Origin of the sequence: Rhizobium sp. 57MFTsu3.2, assembly GCF_012932765.1 — a bacterium.
GTDB lineage: Bacteria > Pseudomonadota > Alphaproteobacteria > Rhizobiales > Rhizobiaceae > Rhizobium > Rhizobium altiplani.
In genome coordinates this window covers 109,251-130,584 of the sequence record NZ_JDWI01000002.1, presented here as the reverse complement: position 1 = coordinate 130,584, position 21,334 = coordinate 109,251, and the positions used below count along the sequence as shown (strand labels likewise).

The window sequence follows — 21,334 nt, the reverse complement described above, 5'->3', positions numbered from 1 at the left end:
AATGGGCATGGACGACCCCTTGCTTCTCGCCTGGCCGGACAAGGGATGCCGGCACCATATCGTCCTTGTCGCTGTCGACCTTCGCCATCCGGTGTTCGACCGCCCGCATCAAGGGCCGACCCATTTTGTGGGGGACGATCGTGGTCAGGACGTCATGTCGCGGCGCCAGCCCCGAGCCGGTATGGGCGACGTTGCGCATCTGCGCAGCATGCTCGCAGTGCCGGTAGCGGCGTTATGACTTCCTGGCGCGAATAGACTTTCGCCAAAGCAGTTCGGCCTTCAACCTGATGGACTGAACGTCGCCTTGGCCGTCCTCCCGCTCGAACTTGGTCAACCATTCGACGGCCCTTGAAGCGATTTCGGCGACCGGCTGTGCGAATGTCGTCAGTTCGTAGGATGACCAGGACGCCTGCTCGATATCGTCGAAGCCGGCGACGCAGAGTTCGTCCGGAATGGATATGCCGAACTGGTGGCGTGCCGCATCCATGAAACCGCAGGCCAGAAGGTCGGTGGCGCAGAAGACGGCATCGGGCCGCTCCTTGGCCGTCAGCAGGCGATGGGCGAGAACGCGCCCGGCCTCATAGCCCGTCCAGCCGTGACGTTCGACGATGACATCCATTCCAAGCGCGCGCGCGCCGGCAACGAATCCGCGCTCGCGCCCCATGAGACTAGGCGTCCCCGCTTCGGAATTGGCAAAGGCAAGCCGGCGGCAGCCGGCCCGCACAAAGGCAGTCAGGATGCGTCCGCCGGCCTCGTCGTCGTCGAGGTTGATCCGGAGCGGGCCAGGCTGATCGTCGTCGCGGTTGATCAGCACCAGGCGCTGGCCATTGCGCAGACAAAGCTGCGTTATCGACTTGTCGGGAAGTCCGGAAAGAATGACCGATGCATCGGCGCGATAACGGATGGCCTGTTGCAGCGCCCGGTCGACGCTGCCGTCGGAGCGATCCGTGTTGATGAACATCGCCACCTTGCCGGCATTCTGCAGCTGCAGCGTCAGCTCCCTGAGCAGCGCCGACCGGTACGGCGTCGCGACCTCGGAAACGATAAGGCAGACGATGCCGCTTTCGTTGCGCATCAGGCCTCGGGCAAGATGGTTGACGTGGTAGCCGAGCTCCTCTGCCGCCCGCAGCACCCGTTCGCGCGTCTCTGCCGAGACGCTCGCTCCCGGGGTGAAGGTTCGCGAGACGGCGGAACGCGATACGCCGGCCCTTTCGGCGACTTCCTGTGCACTAACGAAAATTTTGGACCGCACCTTCCCCTCCCGCACGGTCTTTTCTTAGCCGTTTGTTGCACGTGCGTGCAAGCGGTCTTGCACGAGACTTTTATGACAGTTTTGCGAAAAACGAGTTGACAGTTATTTTGCCCGTATGCAAGCTCTGCACACGCTTGCAAGAGCGAGCGGCGTGGAGGCGCCGTCACAACCAGGAGGAAATCATGCGACCGGTCAAGTTGGCCGCGGCATTGCTTGCCGCGGGTGTATCCTTTGTCGCCTTTTCGGCTCATGCCGCCGGCGATCTCAATGTCATCTGCTCGGCGGATTCGCAGGTCTGCGACCTGATGAAGGGTCTGTTCGAGAAGCAGACCGACATAAAGGTGAACATGGTTCGCCTGTCGGCTGGCGAGACCTATGCGAAGATCCGTGCCGAGGCACGCAACCCGAAGACGGATATCTGGTGGGCCGGCACCGGCGATCCCCATCTTCAGGCAGCCGCCGAAGGCCTGACCCAGGAATACAAGTCGCCGCTTTTCGATCAGCTCCAAGACTGGGCCAAGAAGCAGGCCGAGAGCGCCAAGTTCCGCACCGTCGGCGTTTATGCCGGCGCGCTCGGCTGGGGCTACAACTCTGAAATCCTTGCCAAGAAGGGGCTGAAGGAGCCGAAGTGCTGGGCTGACCTGCTCGATGCGAGCTACAAGGGTGAGATCCAGATCGCCAATCCGAATTCGTCCGGCACCTCCTATAACACGCTTGCCACGCTGGTGCAGATCATGGGCGAGGACAAGGCTTTCGATTATCTCTCGAAGCTGAACGCCAATGTTTCTCAATACACCAAGTCCGGTTCGGCGCCGGTAAAGGCGGCCGCGCGCGGTGAATCCACCATCGGTATCGTCTTCATGCACGACGCGGTCGCCCAGACCGTCGAGGGTTTCCCGATCAAGGCCGTCGCGCCATGCGAAGGCACGGGCTACGAAATCGGTTCGATGTCGATCGTCAAGGGCGCCAAGAACCTGGAAAACGCCAAGAAATGGTACGATTGGGCGCTTTCCGCCGAAGCGCAATCGCACATGAAGGAAGCGAAGTCCTATCAGCTTCCGTCCAACAAATCCGCCGAGGTGCCGAAGGAGGCGCCGAAGTTCGAGGACATCAAGCTCATCGATTACGATTTCGCGAAATACGGCGATCCCGATGTACGCAAGGCGCTTCTTGCTCGCTGGGACAAGGAGATCGGCGCCAAGGCGAACTGAACCTGACTTCGCCCGTGCCCGGGCCGGACTATGTTCGGCCCGAAGGCACAACTGAAACCGGATGAAGACGCGGACCCGACCATGACACATAGCAATCGACGGCTCGATGTCGCTCTTCTTCTCGGCCTTGCTGCCTTCGTTCTCCTTCCGTGGTACCGGATCGAAGGTGGCTTTTACAGCTTCGGCTGGCTTTCCGGCTTTCCAGCTGACCCTGCCGCCGCGCCTGGCGTTTTGCAGATATTGATGCACGGACGCTGGTGGCTTGCCGGCGCCCTCATGTTCCTGTTCGTGGGCGGCTCGGCGCGCCTGATGTCCGATCCGATCCGCCGTGGTCGGCTGCTTGCCTTGGCAGGTGGCCTCGGCTTTGCCTTCCTGGCGCTGCAGGGATTGGCAATTACCTTCTCCGGCTGGAGCTGGACGATCAGCGAAATGCTTTTCGGTACGCTCAACGATGGGCAGCCCTCGATGGGTGCCGGCGCCATCCTTGCCGGCATCGTCTTCGTGCTTCTCTTCTCCTTCGGGCTTGCCGAACGCGGCGTCATGAAAGGCGATGCCTTTCTCGTTGGCGCCATCGTCATGTTGATCGTGCTGGTCGCAATCTTTGTCTTCTACCCGGTCGGCAGCATGTTCGTCGGCGCCTTTCAGGCCTTCGACGGGTCCTTTGATCCGAGCGGGTTTGTGACCAATATTCAGGACGCGTCCGTCTGGAGTCTCGACTGCCTGGTTGGTGGCGACCGCTGCGGCGTCGCCTGGCGCACGCTTTGGCTCGCGATCCTGACGGCCAGCGGCGCGACGCTTCTCGGCCTCTGCTTTGCGCTGGTTGCGACGCGCACGCGATTTCCCTTCAAGAAGGGGTTAAGGCTGCTGACGATCTTGCCGATCATCACGCCGCCCTTCGTCGTCGGTCTGGCGCTGACGCTGCTCTTCGGGCGTGCCGGCGTCGTCACCCAAACGGTGGCGACTCTTCTTGGCGCGGAACCGGGCCGCTGGCTCTATGGGCTGACGGGCATCTGGATCGCCCAGGTTCTTTCCTTCACGCCGATCTCTTTCCTCGTGCTCATCGGCGTGGTGGAAGGCGTCAGCCCCTCGATGGAGGAGGCGTCTCAAACCTTGCGTGCCGACCGCTGGCGCACCTTCTGGCGGGTGTCGTTGCCGCTGATGAAGCCCGGCCTCGCCAACGCGTTTCTGATCGCCTTCATCGAGAGCATGGCGGATTTCGGCAATCCGATGGTGCTTGGTGGCAGCCATGGCGTGCTGTCGACGGAGATCTTCTTCGCCGTCGTCGGCTCGCAGAACGATCCGTCACGGGCCGCCGTCCTTGCGATGATCCTGCTTCTCTTCACCATGTCGGCCTTCATCGCGCAGCGCTTCTGGCTCGCCGGCAAGAGTTTCGCGACCGTTACGGGCAAGGGGGATTCGGGCGCCCATATCGCCCTGCCGCGCGGGCTTTCGATCGGCGTGCATGCGATCGTCATTCCCTGGATGATCTTTACCATCGTCGTCTACGCTATGATCCTCTTCGGCGGCTTTGTCCGCACCTGGGGCCTCGACAACACGCTTACCGTCGAGCACTACGTGAAGGCCTTCTCGATCGGCTGGCGCGACGACGGCGGCATTGCCTGGACGGGCGTCGCCTGGAACTCCTTCTGGACGACCATGGAGATCGCCCTGATCTCCGCGCCGCTGACAGCAGCCGTCGGCCTCTTGACGGCCTATCTGATCGTTCGTCAGCGGTTCGTCGGCCGCAACCTCTTCGAATTTGCGCTGATGATGAGCTTTGCCATTCCCGGCACCGTTATCGGCATCAGCTACATCATGGCCTTCAACTTGCCGCCGCTCGAAATGACCGGCACGGCGCTGATCCTCGTCGCCTGCTTCGTCTTCCGCAACATGCCGGTCGGCGTGCGCGGCGGTGTGGCGGCCATGAGCCAGCTCGACAAGAGCCTCGACGAGGCGTCGCTGACACTGCGCGCCGACAGCTTCCGCACCATCCGCAGGGTTATCCTGCCGCTGCTTCGGCCAGCAATCACCGCAGCACTCGTCTATTCCTTCGTCCGCGCAATCACTTCGATCAGCGCGGTCATCTTTCTGGTCAGCGCGAAGTACAACATGTCCACCGCCTATATTGTCGGCCTTGTCGAGAACGGCGAATACGGCGTGGCAATCGCCTATTCCTCGGCGCTTATCCTGGTGATGATCGTCATCATCGCCGGCTTCCAGCTTCTCGTCGGCGAGCGCCGGCTGCGGCGCGAAAACCGCGTCGCGCTTGCCGGTAAAGCCGCTTCCGCGCCTCTCGGTCAGGAGAAAACCGCATGAGCAACACCGCCGCCGGTTCCGTCGTCTTCGAAAATGTCCGCAAGACATTCGGTGCATTCACAGCGATCCCTGATCTTTCGCTGACCATCGAGCCAGGTACGCTCGTCACGCTGCTCGGACCATCGGGCTGCGGCAAGACGACGACGCTGCGCATGCTGGCCGGACTGGAGCATCCCTCGGCCGGCCGGATCCTGATCGGCGGCAAGGATGTCACGGCCCTTCCGGCTAACGAGCGCGACGTCTCGATGGTGTTCCAGTCCTACGCGCTGTTTCCGCACATGACGGCGCTCGATAATGTCGCCTATGGCCTCGAATCCTCCCGCATTCGCCGCAAGGAGGCCCGCGAGCGGGCGGAGGAGGGGTTGAAGCTGGTCGGTCTCGCCGGCATGGGCCAGCGCCTGCCGGCCGAGCTTTCCGGTGGCCAGCAACAGCGCGTCGCCGTCGCCCGCGCCCTGGTGCTGGAGCCGCAGGTCCTGCTGCTCGACGAGCCGCTTTCCAATCTCGACGCCCGCCTTCGCCGGCGGGTGCGCACTGAGATCCGCGATCTTCAGCAGCGTCTCGGCTTCACCGCGGTCTATGTCACGCATGACCAGGACGAAGCCCTTGCCGTTTCCGACCGCATCATTGTCATGAAGGATGGCCAGATCGCACAGGCTGGTGCGCCGCGCGACCTCTACGACGCGCCGGCCTCCGCCTTCATCGCCGACTTCATGGGAGAGGCCAACGTGCTGCCCTGCGACATCGTCGGCGTCGAGGGCGACAGTGCGACGATCAGCGTCGAGGGGCTGCAGCATCGGGTTGCTGGCCGCAACATCCGCACCGGACCGGCGCAGCTCGCCATTCGTCCGAACGCCATCACCCTTGCGCCGCGTACCTCCGATGGATCGTTCAATGGCGAGATCACCCATGCCGCCTATCTTGGCGACCGTGTCGAATACGAGGTCAAGACGAGCAACGGTACGCTTTTCGTCGTCGACCCGGCTGTCGAACAGGCGCTCGCGCCGCGAACGGAAGTGACGATCGGCTTCAAGAGCCGTGGCATCGCCATTATCGGTTGACCCCAATCCCGTTTTGACAAGAAGGATATTAGTTCATGACGTCGCATGTCATCTCCGGTCTCGAAGCCCGTCTCGCGCTTGCTGAGGCGGTTGCCCGTGAGGCAGGCGAAGTGGCGCTCGATTATTTCAGGAAGCGCGAAACCCTCGTCATCGAGACCAAGCGCGACCCCCAGGACGTCGTTTCGATCGCCGATCGCGAAGTCGAGAACCTGATCCGCGCCCGCTTTCATCAAGCCTATCCGGGCGACGGTGTCCTCGGCGAGGAGTATGGGCTCGAACATGGCTCCTCGGGCTTCACCTGGGTCGTCGATCCGATTGACGGCACAAGCCCATTCGTCAACGGCATGCCGAACTGGTGTGTTTCGATCGGCCTTCTGCACGACGACGTTCCGGTGCTTGGCGTCATTTCCGCGCCCTGCCACGGCGAACTCTATGCCGCAGCATCAGGCATGGGTGCGACGCTTAATGGCAAGACGCTGACGCTCGACCCCTCGCGCAACATTCGCAACGCGGTGACGGGAATCGGTGCCAACAACTACGTCACGCCGGCCTTTGTCGGGAAGATGGTCGAAAGCCTGCTGGACGCCGGCGGCAATTTCGTGCGCAACGGCTCCGGCGCGCTGATGCTCGCCTATGTCGCGGCGGGCCGGCTGGTTGGCTATTACGAGCCCTACATGCATGCCTGGGACTGCATGGCCGGCTATTGCCTGGTGAAAGAGGCGGGCGGCTGGTACCACCCTTTCCCGACACAGGGCGAGATGCTCACGAAAGGCGCGCCGGTGCTTGCCGCCGCGCCAGGCGCGATCGAGGATTTGAGGAGTATCGCCGGCCTTTGAGGCGATCTTCGCTCCGATGCTCGACAGATTGCGAAAGCGTCCTAGTTCTCCTCGATTGCTTTGCATCGGGAGTTCGCCGCTTTCGGGAAAAGACAGAAGAGGATTTCCGGAACGATCGAGGAGGATCGTCCGGAAAAGGTCGCAGACGATCGCCAAAACCACAGGGAGGAATTATGTCCAAACGTCTACTTTTCGTTTCCGTCGCAGCCGCGGCCCTTTCGGCCGGTGCCCAGCACGCCTTTGCGGTGACCGAACTGCAATGGTGGCATGCCATGGCAGGCGCCAATAACGAGGTCGTCGAAAAGCTGTCCAAGGAGTTCAACGAGAGCCAGAGCGAGTACAAGATCGTCCCGGTGTTCAAGGGCACCTATCCGGAAGCCCTGAACGCCGGCATCGCCGCCTTCCGCGCCAAGCAGCCACCGGCAATCCTGCAGGTCTTTGACGCCGGTAGCGGCGTCATGATGGGGGCAGAGGGCGCCGTCATGCCGGCTGCCCAGGTGCTGGAGAAGGGCGGTTACAAGTTCGACAAGTCTGAATATCTGCCCGGCATCGTCGCCTATTACTCGAAGCCGGACGGCACGATGCTGTCCTTCCCCTACAACTCCTCTTCGCCGATCCTTTACTACAACAAGGATGTCTTCAAGAAAGCCGGCCTCGATCCGGAGACGCCGCCGAAAACCTGGCCTGATGTCTTCGAGGCAGCCAAGAAGATCAAGGCGAGCGGCGCAGCCCCTTGCGGACTCACCTCAACATGGCTGACCTGGATCCAGACGGAAAACCTTGCCGCCTGGAACAACGTCGCCTACGGCACCAACGAAAACGGGCTTGGCGGCACGGATGTGAAGCTCGAATTCAACTCGCCACTCTTCGTCCAGCATTTCCAGGCGATCGCCGATCTCGCCAAGGACGGCACCTTCCGATACGGCGGCAGGACCTCGGAGGCAAAGCAACTCTTCACCTCCGGCGAATGCGCGATCATGACGGAATCCTCGGGTGGCCTCGGCGACATCGTCAAGTCGGGGATGAACTACGGCATCGGTCAACTGCCCTATTATGATGGGGAGGGGCGGCCGCAAAATACGATCCCCGGCGGCGCGAGCCTCTGGGTCTTCGCCGGCAAGTCGGATGCGGAATACAAGGGCATCGCCGAGTTCTTCCATTTCCTCTCCCAGACCAAGATCCAGGCGCGACTGCATCAGGTTTCGGGCTACATGCCGGTCACCATGGCGGCCTACGAGGACACGAAGAAGTCCGGCTTCTATGACAAGAACCCTGCTCGCGAAACGCCGATCCTGCAGATGATGGGCAAGGCGCCGACCGAAAATTCCAAGGGCGTTCGTCTCGTCAACCTGCCTCAGGTCCGCGACATCATGAACGAGGAATTCGAGGCCATGCTCGCCGGCAAGCAGGATGCCAAAGCGGCCCTCGACAAGGCGGTCGAGCGAGGCAATGCGGCGATCCAGCAAGCCCTGGGCAACTAACAGACGTCTCTTGCCGCCCGCGGTCAAAGCCGCGGGCGGTTACTACCGTTTGTCAGGAGCCTCATTTGCAGCGTGTCGTTTTTCCCAACAAGATCCTTCCCTATCTCCTGGTCGCGCCTCAGATCGTGCTTACCGTGGTCTTCTTCTTCTGGCCGGCAAGCCAGGCGCTCTACCAGTCGACGCAGCGCGAGGATCCCTTCGGACTCAAGAGCGGTTTTGTCGGCCTCGCCAATTTCCGGGCGGTTCTCTCTGACGAGAATTATCTGAACTCGCTGCAGGTAACCATTGTCTTCAGCATCTCGACGGCGTTGCTGTCCATGGTCCTGGCGCTCGCGCTTGCGACCGCCGCCGACAAGGTGGTGCGCGGGCAGGGCTTGTATCGGACGCTGCTGATTTGGCCCTATGCCGTCGCGCCCGCCGTTGCCGGCATGCTCTGGCTCTTCATGTTCAATCCCGCCATGGGCACCTTTGCCTATCTGCTGCGCCGAAACGGCTTCGGCTGGGATCCACTCTTGAACGGCAACCAGGCCATGCTGCTGGTGATTGTTGCAGCCGCCTGGAAGCAGATCAGCTATAATTTTCTCTTCTTCGTGGCCGGGCTGCAGGCGATTCCAAAGTCGCTGATCGAGGCGGCGGCGATCGACGGTGCGCGCGGCAGCCGGCGCTTCTGGACGATCGTCTTCCCGCTCTTGGCGCCGACCACCTTCTTCCTGCTTGTGGTCAATACCGTTTACGCCTTCTTCGACACTTTCGGCATCATCCACGCGGTTACCGGAGGTGGTCCGGCACGGGCGACCGAAACGCTGGTCTACAAGGTCTTCAACGATGGCTTCGTCAATCTCAACCTCGGCTCCTCGGCGGCGCAATCGGTCATCCTGATGGCAATCGTGATCGCGTTGACCGCCTTCCAGTTCCGCTTCGTGGAACGCCGCGTTCATTATGGGTGAGCAAGGCTGATGATCGAAAAACGTCCCCTGGCCACGCTTCTCGGCCACCTGATGCTGATCCTCGGCATCGTCATCGTCGCCTTTCCGATCTACTACACCTTCGTCGCCTCGACGATGAGCTCGGCGGAGATCCTGCGACCGCCGATCTCGCTGCTGCCGGGTGCGCACTTCTCCGGAAATTACGGCGAAGCGCTCTTCGGTGGTGTCGAACGCACCGTCGGTGTCAGTCTCGAGCGGATGCTCTGGAACACCTTCGTCGTTTCCTTTGTCATCGCGGTCGGCAAGATCGCGATTTCCTTCCTGTCGGCTTTCGCGATCGTCTTCTTCCGTTTTCCCTTCCGCATGGGTTTCTTCTGGATGATCTTCATCACGCTGATGCTGCCGGTCGAAGTCCGTATCCTGCCGACCTACAAGGTGATCGTCGATCTCGGCATGATCGACACCTACGCCGGTCTGACGCTGCCGCTGATGGCGTCAGCGACGGCGACTTTCCTGTTCCGGCAGTTCTTCCTGACGATCCCGGGCGAGCTGGTTGAGGCGGCACGTATCGATAGCGCCGGTCCCTTCCGCTTCATGCGCGATATCCTGCTGCCGCTATCGCGCACCAATATCGCCGCGCTTTTCGTCATCCTCTTCATCTACGGCTGGACACAATATCTTTGGCCGCTGCTCGTGACCAACGACGCGCGCATGACGACGATCATCATCGGCTTGCGCAAGATGGTGGATTTTGCTGATGCGGCGACCCCGTGGAACTTCGTGATGGTGACGGCGATCCTGGCAATCATCCCGCCAGTCCTCGTCGTCGTGCTCATGCAGCGCTGGTTTGTCAAAGGTCTGGTGGAAACGGAGAAATAATGGCCGGAATCAAGCTTAACGACGTCCGCAAGTCCTATGGCGGCGGCATCGACGTGATCAAGGGCGTGTCGCTCGACATTGCCGACGGCGAACTCCTCGTCCTCGTCGGCCCCTCGGGCTGCGGCAAGTCCACGCTGCTGCGTATGATCGCCGGGCTGGAAAGTATCACTGCCGGCGAGATCGGGATCGGCGGGCGTAGGGTCAACGAGCTGGAGCCCTCCGAGCGGGACATCGCCATGGTCTTCCAGAACTATGCGCTCTATCCGCATATGACCGTGCGCCAGAACCTCGCCTATGGCTTGAAGAACCGCAACACGCCAAAGGACGAGATCGACAGGCGCATTGCCAAGGCGGCTGCTTCGCTCGAGATCGAGCCCTACCTTGAGCGCAAGCCGCGCCAGCTTTCAGGTGGCCAGCGCCAGCGCGTGGCGATGGGCAGGGCGATTGTTCGCGAGCCCGCCGCCTTTCTCTTCGACGAGCCGCTCTCCAACCTCGACGCCAAGCTGCGCGTACAGATGCGGGTCGAGATCAAGCGCCTTCAGCGGACACTTGCAACCACCAGCGTTTACGTCACGCATGACCAGATGGAGGCGATGACCCTCGCCGACCGGCTGGTCGTCCTGAACGGCGGCCTGATCGAGCAGGTCGGCACACCGATCGAGCTCTATGAGAAACCCGCAACAACCTTCGTCGCGACCTTCATCGGCTCGCCGGCGATGAACCTGTTTTCGACCGACAATCCGAGCCTGACATTGAGCAACCCGGACCTTCTTCCAGCCGAGACCGCCACCATCGGCATCCGCCCAGAGGATTTCTATCTGGCGGAAGGCGCAGAACCCGCAGCCCTTATTACCGAGGCGCGCGTCGCCGCTGTCGAACTGATCGGCGCTGAAAGCTACGTTCACGCAACGCTGCCGACCGGCGCCAATGTTGTCTTTCGTGTCGCGGGCCGATCAAGAATAGAGATCGACGCCCCGGTGCGGATTGCCGCCAAGGCAGAGAGACTGCACTTCTTCGACCGAAGCAACGTTCGGCTGCAGTAAGAGACTGACCCCTTTTATTGCCTCCGAGGCGTTCCACCAAGCCAACCGAGACTGCACGATTCTCTCTGGCGATATACGGCAGTGCGGTAACCATACGGCCGAGGCCGCGGAGGCTGTAATTTCGTTGGCGGGCGTTCAAATTAGACGGCTGCGACACCCTCGATACAAGTCGTGACGTCGCCACCGATCCAAATCCGATCTTCGACCAGCTCCACATAAACACGTCCTTCCCGTCCAAGGACGCTACCCTGGCTGGCAATGTATGACGAAGGAGCGATGCCGCTGCCAATCAACCATTGAGCGATGCCTGCATTTAAGCTGCCGGTTACCGGATCTTCAAAACCGGCCGCCGTAAAGGCACGCACTTCGAACGCGGTTTGGAGAGCCTGTAGCGCGCAAAACTTGACAAACTGATCGTCAATAAGGTAAACACGATTAAGGTAATCACGATTACGGTAATTATAATTACCCTAAGGAAGGCATATGCAGTTTCTCGGGCGCGAACGTGAACTCAAGCTGGTGCGGATCGAATTGGATTCGCAACGACCTTCCCTCATCATCGTATTTGGCCGACGGCGGATCGGCAAATCGCGGTTCCTTCGGGAGGCCGCCAAGAACCGCCCAGAAATCTACTTTCAGGCGACCCGCGTCTCATCACTTTTGAACCTGGAACAGTTCAAATCCGATGTCGGAAAGGCAATCGGATCAAAGCCACAGCTCGAAGCCCTGTCAAGCTGGGAGGGGGTACTGCACTATGTTGCCGAGCGTGCCGGCGAGCATCCGGGATTGATCGTCACGATCGACGAATTTCCCTATCTGCTTGATAACGAGCCAGCACTGCCATCGATCGTGCAGAAATTCTGGGATTCCGGCGCACTTGCAGATGGGGCGATGAAACTGATCCTTTGCGGCTCTGCCATTTCTCAAATGGAAGACCTGTTGGCGGAACGGAACCCGCTTTACGGGCGAAAAACCCTGTCGCTCGACATGAAGGCCTTGCCCCTTGTCGACGTCGCCAAGTTTTTCCCGGAGTACACGGCCGTCGACATTATCAGAACCTATGCGATTTTCGGCGGCATTCCCTACTATCTTCAGCTTTGCGACGCTCAGGAACCGCTCCGCAACAACGTCATCAAACTCTTGCTCACAGAGACAGGCACCCTGATCGACGAACCGAACACGCTGCTGCAGACCGAACTCAGAGAGCCGTCCTTTTACTCAAGCGTGGTTGCGGCTATATCTGACGGTTGCAACACTAAGTCGGAGATCGCAAACCGACTGGGTGTCAAAGCAGACGGTATTGGGCCGTACCTGGCAAAACTGCTCGCGCTTGATTTGATCGAAAATTCGAAATCGCTGGATGCCGACGAAAAGGGCCGAAACCGCCGCTATCGCGTTGCAGACAGCCTGATGTCGTTCTGGCATCGTTTCGTGCGACCAAACCTGAGCGCTATCAGCAGCGGATTTGGCGAGGAGGTTTACGACCGCGTCGTGGAGGCTCGGTTCTCCGAATATATGGGGATTGCGTTCGAACCGATCACCCTTCAATTTGCAAGGCTTCATCTGCAGGAGGTCCTTGCGGTTCCGACGCAGGAGGTTGGCCAGATTTGGGGTCACGCCGATTTCGACATCGATGTCGCGGGGCGATTGTTGGATGGTGCATTTTTCTATGGCGAATGCAAATGGCGATCGCGCGTGATCGACCTTGGCCACGTCCGATTGTTGCGTGAGCGATCCGAGAAAACGACTTACGGGGAAGGAGCGACGGGCAAGCACTACCTGTTTTTCAGTCGAAGTGGTTTTTCAAGCGATGTCGAGAGTTTGGCGAAAGAAGACGAGCGGCTGCATCTGATAACCCCAGAAACACTGGTAAGACCGCGTCGGTAGAGGCGATAGCGTGGGCGCATTGCCGCTCCCAACGCGCCGCCTGACGCATGTGGCACTTGCTCCATAACGTCGGCAATTTCTGTAGTAAATCAGATGCCTACGCTGCTTTTGGTGCTCTTCGCTACCTAATGCCGGAAAATTCTGTGGTTCCGTGTCTCACGATGATGTCCTGAGGTTCTGAATGTAGGGGGCTCTGCCCCATTCGGTGCAATTTGCTTGACGGCCCAGTTCCACGGGAGCAATTGCTCGAGCCTAAATTAGCACCCCCAGCGCAACGCCGCCGTCGCAACGGGCGAATCCCACAGGAGAAGTTCTTCCTCACTGAGGATGGCGAGCGTGACGGAAAGGCCCTGCATATCGAGGGAGGTGGCGTAAGTGCCGACGAGCGAGCGTACGATCCTCAGGTCATGATCCGTCATGAAGCGGTGGGCAGTATTGTAGGCGAGATAAAGTTCGGCCGGTGGCGTACCGCCAAGGCCATTCACGAAAAGCAATGCCTTGTCCGCAACCGGGGCGACTTCGTTGAAGACTGTCGCGCTCAGATGCGTGACGATGGCATCTGCGTTGGAGAAGGGCTCTCTCTCGTGGCCTGGTTCCCCGTGAATGCCAACGCCCATTTCTATCTCACTCGGGCCGAGCGCAAAGGTTGATCGCTGCGTGTGAGGAACCGTTACGCCAGTCAAAGCGACACCCATCGATCTGACGCGGGGCGAAAGATCACCGGCAAGGGCTCTCAATTCGGCGAGCGCCATTCCCTTTTCGGCTGCAGCGCCGAGAAGTCTCTCAACGATCACGGTACCGGCAACACCGCGTCGGCCGCGCCCGTCCTGCGTCCGCGCCGTTTCGATGTCGTCGCTCACGATCACCATTTCAATCTTGTGGCGGCTCGATGCCATCTCTGCCGCCATTTCGAAATTCATGACATCGCCGTCGTAGTTCTTCACCACGAGCAGGCAGCCAGCCCCGGTATCCGTTTCCTCGATCGCGCCAACGATCTGGTCCGGAGTAGGAGAGGTGAAGATATGCCCGACACATGCTGCATCGAGCATGCCGCGACCGACGAAACCGATATGCATTGGTTCGTGACCCGCGCCACCGCCGGAAATGATTGCCACCTTGCCCGGAACGAGGTGACGACGGCGGACAAATTTACGATCAGCGCCGAACACAACGAAGTCCTCATGGGCGCGCACGAACCCGTCGAGGCTTTCGGCGACCATTGTTTCCGCTGTATTCATGAATTTCTTCATCAAGCCCCTCCCAAGGCGATGATCATCTAGCGCCTCGTCGCGCGCAATGGTCCGTTCAATCCGGCGATCCCGAAATTGCAGCGATCTTTTGCACCAAGTCGGTGATTGCCTCTTCAAGCAGCCGGTTGCGTCGTTCGTCACCGAAGTCAGGCACCATGATGGAAAGGTGTCGCAATTTCTCCGAGGCGCCAAATTCCGGCAGTTTGCCGGGATGGGCGATCTGATAAGCGTCGAGAAAGCGTTCCTGTTCGGCGGCGCTGAAATGGCAAACCCGGAAGATCGTCGCAAGATGACGCGCAGGAAGAGGCGTCGCATAAATGGGGCTGGTTATCTGGGTGACGAAGCTGCGATGCTTGCCGAGTTCCGTCGCCAGCCGCTGACGGGTTCCCGAAGGCCGGTTTTCGATGATCTGCGCCAGAATATTCTTATAGGCGATAATGGCGTCTTCGGTGTCTTCGCGCGCCATCCCTATTCTCCGGCTGCCCTTGTTCCATCGGCATTCAGACCGACTATGGCCGATCTTATCGTGGGAAGGCGATCTGGCGCCACGGAAAAATGCCGCAGACCGACGGCGAGAAGATCAGAGATACGGGATGGATCGCCGGCCATGTCTCCGCAAATGCTGACTGGTTTTTTGCCGGCAAGCTTGACCGCCCGTGCCACGAGGCGCAGCACTGCGGGCACTGCGCGGGCCTGATAACGAGCAAAGTCGGCCTGCTCGCGTGCGGAAGCGACCAGGTATTGCGAAAGGTCATTTGTACCAAACGAAAAGAAGTCTGCATTTTCGAATTGATCGAGCATGAGGGCCGCCGCCGGGACCTCCACCATCATGCCGATCGGGGGAATACGGTGCGGCACACCCCTGCTTGCGAGCAGGCTGGATTCTTCGCGATAGATCTGCCTGATATCGTCGACATCAGACGGAAATGTCACCATCGGCAGCATGATGCGAAGATTGCCGAAGACGGCCGCGCGCAAAAGCGCTCGCGTTTGAACGCGCGCAATTTCGGGCCGGGCTAGAAGAAGACGAATGCCGCGCAACGAGGACATTTCCGTGAGGCCGGAGAGGGGCTTGTCGCCACCGATATCCAACATACGGATTGTCACGGGTCGGCCATCCGCCCAATCCAGGAGGCGGCGATAGATCTCAAATTGCTTTTCTTCGTTTGCGGCATCCCCGAGCGACGTCACCGCGAACTCCGAGCGCATCAGCCCTATTCCGGCGGTTGTCGCGACCGGGATCGCATCGATTTCGTCAGGAGCATTGACATTGACGGACAAGAGGACCTGCGCTCCGTCCGCGGTATGCAGGATTCCGCTGTCGAGTGGCGGTGCGGTGCTTGTTGGCGGACGGCTGACTTGCGTCGACGTCGCATGGTCCTTGGCTGTCTTAAGAATGACAATACCTGAATCACCGTCGACTCCCATGTGTTGCCCTTCCTCGGTCGTGAAGCGGCCGGTACCAATTACCATCGGAACGGACCGGGATTTGGCAAGCAGGGCGACATGGCCGACGGCACTCCCTCCGAAGAGAACGATACCGCCGCCTGCCGACCAGTCATGGGCGAGGAAGCGGCTGGGCTCCATGTCCTTTCCGACATAGATGGATCCGGCTGGAAAGTCGTCGACGGGCGTTCCGGTGAGTACGGAGAGGACGCGGTTCTTGATGTCCAGAATGTCGACGGCACGCGCCCTTAGTTGATCTTCTTCCGAGCATTCCAGTTCCCGGATGTAACCATCGAGCGTTCCGATCCAGGCGAAAGCTACATTTTCACCGGCATCGATACGCGCGCCGGCCATCTCGGTCAGCGTTGGATCGCGGAGCACCTCAATCTGAAACTCGACGATGTCGCCGCCCTCGGAGTCTGCCCCGGTGCCAAGGTCCCGCAGTTCGCGGATGGCGGTGTCGACTGCGCTGGCGAGTTCGGCATGGCCGGAGATGCTTGATGGCGGTGACGGGGCAGGGGCCATTGGTTCGGCGACGAAGGCCGGTCCGTTGGCAACACCTGGCGCCGCGCTCGTGCCTTTCAATCTAAGCGGGGCGGCCATGCTTCTTTTCCTCATCGAAATTGCGCTCGACGAGGCCCTTCAATGCCCGGATCGCTTCTTCGGCGAGGATTCCGTCGGCGCGAATCTTAAGCACCGAGCCCTTGCGGATCTTGGCGCCCATGATCTTGATGATGCTCTTGCCGTTCAGCCAGACGTCGCTGCCATTGACAGCGACCTCGATGGAGCAGGGGAACGACTTTGCCAGCCGCGTGAACGTCACCGAAGGCCGGGCATGCAGTCCGACGCCATGCTTGACCTCGACCTCCGTCTGGCAACTGGCATGGACCTGCCCTGCCTCATGGGTTCCTATGCGCAATCCACTGCTCATCAGGGTGAGAGCTCCTCTGCCGTTGCGACCACCTTGGTCAGTGAGGCGCCACCGGAGGCCTCGGCAGCGGCGATCACGGCTCCTTCAACGATAGGGGCGTTGCAGATCGATACCCGCTTGGACCGGGGCGAGCCGAGCATTTCGATTGCCATTTCGCTGTTGGTTTCAGCTCCACCCAGATCGACGAAGACGGCTACGCCGGCGTCCGACCAGGCCTCTTCGATGGCTTTGAGAATTCCGCCGGCATCCGTTCCCAACTCGCCGTGACTGTTGCCACCGGACCAGGCGAGCGGCACGCTGTCGCCCACCATTTGCCGCACCATATCGGCGGTGCCACGCGCAATGAGCGGCGAGTGGGAGACAATTACAATTCCGACGTTTGGCGTCTTCGCATTCATGCGCTGCGGTGCTCCTCGAGATAGCGGCAGATCGCGGTTGTCAGAAGCGCACAACTTGAAGCGCCCGGATCGACATGGCCGATTGACCGGTCGCCGAGATAGGAAGCCCGTCCGCGCATCGCCCTCATGGCAGACGTCCGCTCGGCAGCAACTTCGGCTTGACGTGCGATGTCCGTCAAAGATGAACAATGCGCGAGTGCGTCCTGAACCGGATAGAGAACATCGAGAAGGGTTTTGTCCCCGGCATGCGAGCGGCCTCGACGGGCGACCGCATCAATTGCCTGCCTCAGTACCGCTGGAAAATCTTGGTTCTGGTTCAATGCACGGAGCTCGCGACCCATCTCCATGAGCAGTGTGCCATAGAGAGGGCCGGCCGCGCCACCGATGTTCATAACGAGCGTCAGTCCGATCTTTTCAAGCGCGTCGGGCAAGGGAAGAGTTGCAACAGAGGCTTCCTCGGCGCTGACTGCGTCGCAGCCACGGCGCATATTCGTTCCGTGGTCACCGTCCCCAATCGCCCGATCAAGCGCGCAGAGATGTTCGCTGTTTGCCGCAATCGTTGCCCGGCAAGTCTCGATCAATCCCGTAAGAAGAACCGGTTCTGCCTGCATCCGATATCCTCCAATCGCCAATTCATGCCAGCGCTGCAACGACTTCGAACACGCCCGCCGTAGCGACAGCCCCGGGATCCGGCACTCCCTCCAGATCCTTCTCACCGACATAGGAGGCGCGGCCGGCCTTCGCCTTCAGCATCGCCTTTGTCGATTGAGCACCGGTAGCCGCAGCCTTCGCCGCGGCCGCGACATCACCTGATGCCAGGGCCGCGAGTGCGGGCGCCAGCGCGTCGACCATGGTACGATCGCCGATGCCGGCGCCTCCATAGAACGTCATCCGATCGAGCCCGGCAAGCAGGGCAGCGGCTATATCAGCCTTTTCCGCCATGGCCTTGGAGGCGGCCGTAAAAAAGATCGAGAGCAGTACGCCACTGGAGCCGCCCATGCTCGTGCTCAGGATTTCACCGATCGAGGCCATGGTGGCGCCAGCATCCTTCAGCGGCAGCGTGTCAATGCGGGAAAGAACGCTACGCGCCCCTGTTGCCACGGTGGAACCGGTATCGCCATCACCGACGCGGCCATCGAGGCGGTTCAACTCGCTCTCGAGGGAAATCAGATGCTCGCAGACCGCCGTCAAAAGGCGACGGCTCCGGCTGTCATCGCTTGCCGAGACCACTTCATCCCGGCCAGATAACTTATCCGGGGCGGGAACGATGGCGATCTCGTGCCGTTCGGCGACGGGTGGCCAGGCATGCGGCCCGACTGCGGACTTCAGCGCGGCTTCGCGAGCAGCGTCCAGCCGAATGAGCGAAAGCGAAAAACCGTTCATGTTGAGCGCGGTCATCATCGGTGCCGGTCCGACGATCAGGCGCACGCGACGCGTGACCGGCGAGGACAACACGGCATTGGCAATGACGCCCATCTCAAGCGGCGGCACGGCGCCAAGGTTGTTGATCAACAGTGCGTGGTCATGTGCACCATCCAGTCTTGCGGCCAGTCGCTCGGTCATCGTCGCGACAAGGTCGACAACCGGTTGCAAGGCGATCCGCTCGACACCGGGCTCGCCATGGATGCCGAGGCCAAGCTCCCCTTCATTGGCGCCGAGCCGATCCTCATGCGCCTGACCGGGAACGCTGCAGGTCGAAAGCGACATGCCGAGTGAAACGATATCTCGGGCTGCGGCAGCCGCTTGTGCGGCGACCGTCTTCAGGCCGGCTCCTGCTTCGGCGTGGTAGCCGGCGATCTTATGCACAAACAAGGTACCGGCAACGCCGCGGGGCTGGTTGATTTCGGGGATGGCAATATCGTCGGCAACGATCACCATCTCGACATCGAAGCCTTCGGCCCGGGCCTTTTCGGCAGCGAGGCCAAAGTTGAGCCGGTCGCCCGTATAGTTCTTGACGATCAGCAGGGCGCCCTTGGGGCCCGTTACCGCACGGATGGCCGTCAGCACGGCATCGACGCTCGGCGAAGCAAAGATCTCGCCCGATACAGCTGCTGTCAGCATGCCCTTGCCGACGAAGCCGGCATGCGAGGGCTCGTGACCCGCGCCGCCGCCGGAGATGATCGCGACCTTCGATTTATCCCAATCCGCGCGCAAGATCACCTTGATGTCGGGGAAGCTATCGAGACGGGCAAGACGACCGGCACTGCTTGTCAAGAGCAGACCATCGAGGGCTTCGGTAACAATGGTTTCCCGGCGATTGAAGAAATGTTTCATGGAGAGAGACCCGTCTTTTATGCAGTGTGTTTTGTATCGTTCAATTCTAGCCCAGACGCTGGCCGCTGGCGTCGAAATAGAGCGGATCGCGTAACGTGAGGCTGATTCGATCACCCGGCCGGATTGCGAGATATGGATCGGCAAGTGTGACGAGCTTGTGGTCGCGCACCCGGATGTGAAGGTGGTTCTGGTCGCCAAGGTGCTCGATCCAGTCGATTTCGGCATTGGCATTCTTTTCGACCATGATATCGAGATGCTCGGTTCGAGCACCGATCGTCCTGGTACCTGGCGGCGGATTGGCGCCTGGCAGGAGATCGGCGGGCAGCAGGTTGATATGCGGTTGGCCAAGCCGGGCAGCGACATCGAGGCTGGTGGGATTGCCGTAGATTTCACGCGGCGTCCCGACCTGCAACAGCCTGCCTCCAGCAACAATGCCGATCCGATCCGCCATCGTCATGGCTTCGACCTGGTCGTGGGTCACGTAAAGCAAGGTAGAACCGAGTTCCTCCTGGATCCGCTTGAGTTCCAGGCGCAGTTCGGCACGCAGCTTCGCATCGAGCGACGAGAGGGGCTCGTCCATCAGGTAGATGGCGGGCCGACGTACCAACGCCCGGCCGATCGCGACACGCTGCATTTCGCCGCCCGACAGACGCGTCGAACGGTTCTCAAGCTTGTGGTCGATCCGGACCATACGCGCAATTTCGCGCACGCGACGGTCGATCTCTTCAGCCCCCAGCTTGCGCACAGGCGCTCGCAGCGGGAAGGCGAGGTTGTCGTAAACCGTCATGTGCGGATAGAGCGAATATTGCTGGAAGACGAAGGCGACGTCGCGCTCGGCGGGCGCTTCGCCCGAGACGTTGCGACCATTGATCTCGATGCGACCGCTATCCGGTCGTTCCAGGCCGGCGATGAGGCGCAGCGTCGTCGTCTTGCCGGCACCGGTCGGCCCAAGCAGGACGACGAACTCGCCATCGCGGATTGAAAGGTTGAGATCAGACAGAGCCTGCGTGTCGCCAAAACGCTTGTCGAGGCCCTTGAGGACGATGTCAGCCATGCTCGGCCTCCGAGTAGAGTGCCGAAGCAATGGCGCGGCCCGACTGGCAGTCAAACAGCGCGAGCTTGGCCGAATTGAAGTCAAGACCGACCGTCTCGCCGATACGGAAGTTGCGGTTTGCCGGAACTCGCGCCTTGATGACGCCGCTCGACGTCTCGATCGTCACGACCTGATTGGTCCCGAGGTATTCGCTGCCATAAACCGCTCCCCTCAAGGGCGACGTATCGCTCAGGCGAATATGCTCAGGCCGAACCCCGAGTGCCAATTCGGCCTCGGCCAGGTCCTGGTGCACCTCGGGAACGGCGACATCGACCCCATGCAGCGAGACGGATCGCGCGCCTGTCTGCAGCCCCGAGGTGAAGCGCATGAAATTCATCGACGGCGAGCCGATGAAATCGGCGACATACATGGTGGCGGGCTTGCTGTAGATTTCCTGGGGCGTACCGAATTGCTCGATGACCCCATGGTTCATGACGGCAATCTTGTCGGCCATCGCCATCGCCTCATGCTGGTCATGGGTGACGTACACCGTCGTCGCTTGAATGCGGTTGTGCAGTTCACGAAGTTCGTGAACCATGACCTCGCGAAATTCGGCGTCGAGCGTCCCCAGCGGTTCGTCCATCAGGAAGCATTTGGGACGGCGCACGATGGCGCGACCAAGCGCCACACGCTGCCGGTCGCCGCCGGCAAGTCCGGAGACCGACCGGTCAAGGATATGATCGATCTGCAGCAGCCGCGCGGTTTCCTCGACGCGCTGGCGGATCTCGGCCTTCGGCATGCCTTGCGACAGCAGCGGAAAGGCGATGTTCTTGCGCACGTTCATATGCGGATAGAGCGCAAAGAGCTGGAAGACGAAAGCGATATCGCGCGCGCTGGCGCGGTTGAAGGTGACGTCTTCGCCGTCAAGATAGATCTTGCCGCTGGTCGGCAGTTCCAGACCGGCGATCATGCGCAGCGTCGTCGTCTTGCCGCAGCCGGACGGACCAAGCAGTGCCAGGAATTCGCCGTCATGGATGGTGAAGCTTGAATCCTGCACAGCAACGAAGCTGCCAAACTGCTTGCGGAGATTTTCTATTCTGATGTCCGCCATGG

At 60.6% G+C, this 21,334-nt stretch carries 20 protein-coding genes and 1 pseudogene; 10 read left to right on the top strand and 11 right to left on the bottom strand.

The features are described 5' to 3' along the window. Positions 1-7 precede the first annotated feature (7 nt). A complete protein-coding gene (locus AF71_RS03115; RefSeq protein WP_169679853.1) occupies positions 8-238 on the top strand; it encodes a hypothetical protein in 231 nt (76 codons plus the stop codon). Here AF71_RS03115 and AF71_RS03110 read toward each other — a convergent pair. Further along, entirely contained in the window at positions 233-1,252 is a 1,020-nt protein-coding gene (locus tag AF71_RS03110) for a LacI family DNA-binding transcriptional regulator (protein WP_169679850.1), read from the bottom strand. The two genes, AF71_RS03115 and AF71_RS03110, sit on opposite strands and share 6 nt — an antisense overlap. A 182-nt stretch (positions 1,253-1,434) precedes the next feature. On the opposite strand from AF71_RS03110, the gene AF71_RS03105 reads away from it, so the two are divergent. The 8 genes from AF71_RS03105 (at position 1,435) to AF71_RS03070 (ending at position 11,002) form a co-directional block, all read left to right on the top strand. Then, complete coding sequence (locus tag AF71_RS03105) at positions 1,435-2,463, top strand: ABC transporter substrate-binding protein (protein ID WP_169679847.1); 1,029 nt, start codon at positions 1,435-1,437, stop codon at positions 2,461-2,463. 81 nt (positions 2,464-2,544) lie between these two features. Beyond that, the gene (locus AF71_RS03100) at positions 2,545-4,779 is read left to right on the top strand and encodes an iron ABC transporter permease (protein WP_169679844.1); all 2,235 of its coding nucleotides are present in this window, start codon (positions 2,545-2,547) and stop codon (positions 4,777-4,779) included. Next, on the top strand, positions 4,776-5,837 hold the full coding sequence (locus tag AF71_RS03095; protein ID WP_169679842.1) for an ABC transporter ATP-binding protein: 1,062 nt from the start codon (positions 4,776-4,778) through the stop codon (positions 5,835-5,837). Before AF71_RS03100 ends, AF71_RS03095 begins: the two co-directional genes overlap by 4 nt. A gap of 35 nt (positions 5,838-5,872) precedes the next feature. Next, positions 5,873-6,673: an inositol monophosphatase family protein gene (locus AF71_RS03090; RefSeq protein WP_169679839.1), complete on the top strand. Its 801-nt coding sequence runs from the start codon at positions 5,873-5,875 to the stop codon at positions 6,671-6,673. Between the two features lie 170 nt (positions 6,674-6,843). Continuing rightward, entirely contained in the window at positions 6,844-8,154 is a 1,311-nt protein-coding gene (ugpB, locus tag AF71_RS03085) for a sn-glycerol-3-phosphate ABC transporter substrate-binding protein UgpB (protein ID WP_192240256.1), read from the top strand. A gap of 65 nt (positions 8,155-8,219) precedes the next feature. Then, positions 8,220-9,101, top strand: coding sequence for a sn-glycerol-3-phosphate ABC transporter permease UgpA (ugpA, locus tag AF71_RS03080; RefSeq protein ID WP_169679836.1), 882 nt, complete (start codon positions 8,220-8,222; stop codon positions 9,099-9,101). 9 nt (positions 9,102-9,110) lie between these two features. Further along, entirely contained in the window at positions 9,111-9,959 is an 849-nt protein-coding gene (gene ugpE, locus AF71_RS03075; RefSeq protein ID WP_025658489.1) for a sn-glycerol-3-phosphate ABC transporter permease UgpE, read from the top strand. Next, on the top strand, positions 9,959-11,002 hold the full coding sequence (locus AF71_RS03070; RefSeq protein WP_169679833.1) for a sn-glycerol-3-phosphate import ATP-binding protein UgpC: 1,044 nt from the start codon (positions 9,959-9,961) through the stop codon (positions 11,000-11,002). Before ugpE ends, AF71_RS03070 begins: the two co-directional genes overlap by 1 nt. Positions 11,003-11,142: 140 nt before the next feature. Here AF71_RS03070 and AF71_RS03065 read toward each other — a convergent pair. After that, positions 11,143-11,373: pseudogene (locus tag AF71_RS03065) on the bottom strand (phenazine biosynthesis protein PhzF); the annotation flags it as partial. Between the two features lie 112 nt (positions 11,374-11,485). Here AF71_RS03065 and AF71_RS03060 point away from each other — a divergent pair. Beyond that, positions 11,486-12,889, top strand: coding sequence for an ATP-binding protein (locus AF71_RS03060; protein WP_169679830.1), 1,404 nt, complete (start codon positions 11,486-11,488; stop codon positions 12,887-12,889). Positions 12,890-13,146: 257 nt separating this feature from the next. On the opposite strand, the gene AF71_RS03055 is transcribed toward AF71_RS03060, so the two are convergent. From AF71_RS03055 to AF71_RS03015, 9 genes are read right to left on the bottom strand one after another with little or no spacing between them, the layout of a single operon-like run. Next, on the bottom strand, positions 13,147-14,139 hold the full coding sequence (locus AF71_RS03055; protein ID WP_169679827.1) for a dihydroxyacetone kinase subunit DhaK: 993 nt from the start codon (positions 14,137-14,139) through the stop codon (positions 13,147-13,149). 55 nt (positions 14,140-14,194) lie between these two features. Continuing rightward, positions 14,195-14,605, bottom strand: a complete 411-nt coding sequence (locus tag AF71_RS03050; RefSeq protein WP_062371674.1) for a hypothetical protein — start codon at positions 14,603-14,605, stop codon at positions 14,195-14,197. A gap of 2 nt (positions 14,606-14,607) precedes the next feature. Then, a complete protein-coding gene (locus AF71_RS03045) occupies positions 14,608-16,188 on the bottom strand; it encodes a putative PEP-binding protein (RefSeq protein WP_169679824.1) in 1,581 nt (526 codons plus the stop codon). Further along, on the bottom strand, positions 16,172-16,516 hold the full coding sequence (locus tag AF71_RS03040) for an HPr family phosphocarrier protein (protein WP_018855605.1): 345 nt from the start codon (positions 16,514-16,516) through the stop codon (positions 16,172-16,174). Before AF71_RS03040 ends, AF71_RS03045 begins: the two co-directional genes overlap by 17 nt. Then, positions 16,516-16,914, bottom strand: coding sequence for a dihydroxyacetone kinase phosphoryl donor subunit DhaM (gene dhaM, locus AF71_RS03035; RefSeq protein ID WP_018855606.1), 399 nt, complete (start codon positions 16,912-16,914; stop codon positions 16,516-16,518). The genes AF71_RS03040 and dhaM overlap by 1 nt, the downstream gene beginning before the upstream one ends. Further along, positions 16,911-17,525, bottom strand: coding sequence for a dihydroxyacetone kinase subunit DhaL (gene dhaL, locus AF71_RS03030; protein WP_169679821.1), 615 nt, complete (start codon positions 17,523-17,525; stop codon positions 16,911-16,913). Before dhaL ends, dhaM begins: the two co-directional genes overlap by 4 nt. Positions 17,526-17,547: 22 nt before the next feature. After that, the gene (locus AF71_RS03025; protein ID WP_169679818.1) at positions 17,548-19,188 is read right to left on the bottom strand and encodes a dihydroxyacetone kinase subunit DhaK; all 1,641 of its coding nucleotides are present in this window, start codon (positions 19,186-19,188) and stop codon (positions 17,548-17,550) included. Between the two features lie 46 nt (positions 19,189-19,234). Next, the gene (locus tag AF71_RS03020; protein WP_169679814.1) at positions 19,235-20,242 is read right to left on the bottom strand and encodes an ABC transporter ATP-binding protein; all 1,008 of its coding nucleotides are present in this window, start codon (positions 20,240-20,242) and stop codon (positions 19,235-19,237) included. Next, the gene (locus AF71_RS03015) at positions 20,235-21,332 is read right to left on the bottom strand and encodes an ABC transporter ATP-binding protein (RefSeq protein WP_169679810.1); all 1,098 of its coding nucleotides are present in this window, start codon (positions 21,330-21,332) and stop codon (positions 20,235-20,237) included. Before AF71_RS03015 ends, AF71_RS03020 begins: the two co-directional genes overlap by 8 nt. Positions 21,333-21,334 lie beyond the last annotated feature (2 nt).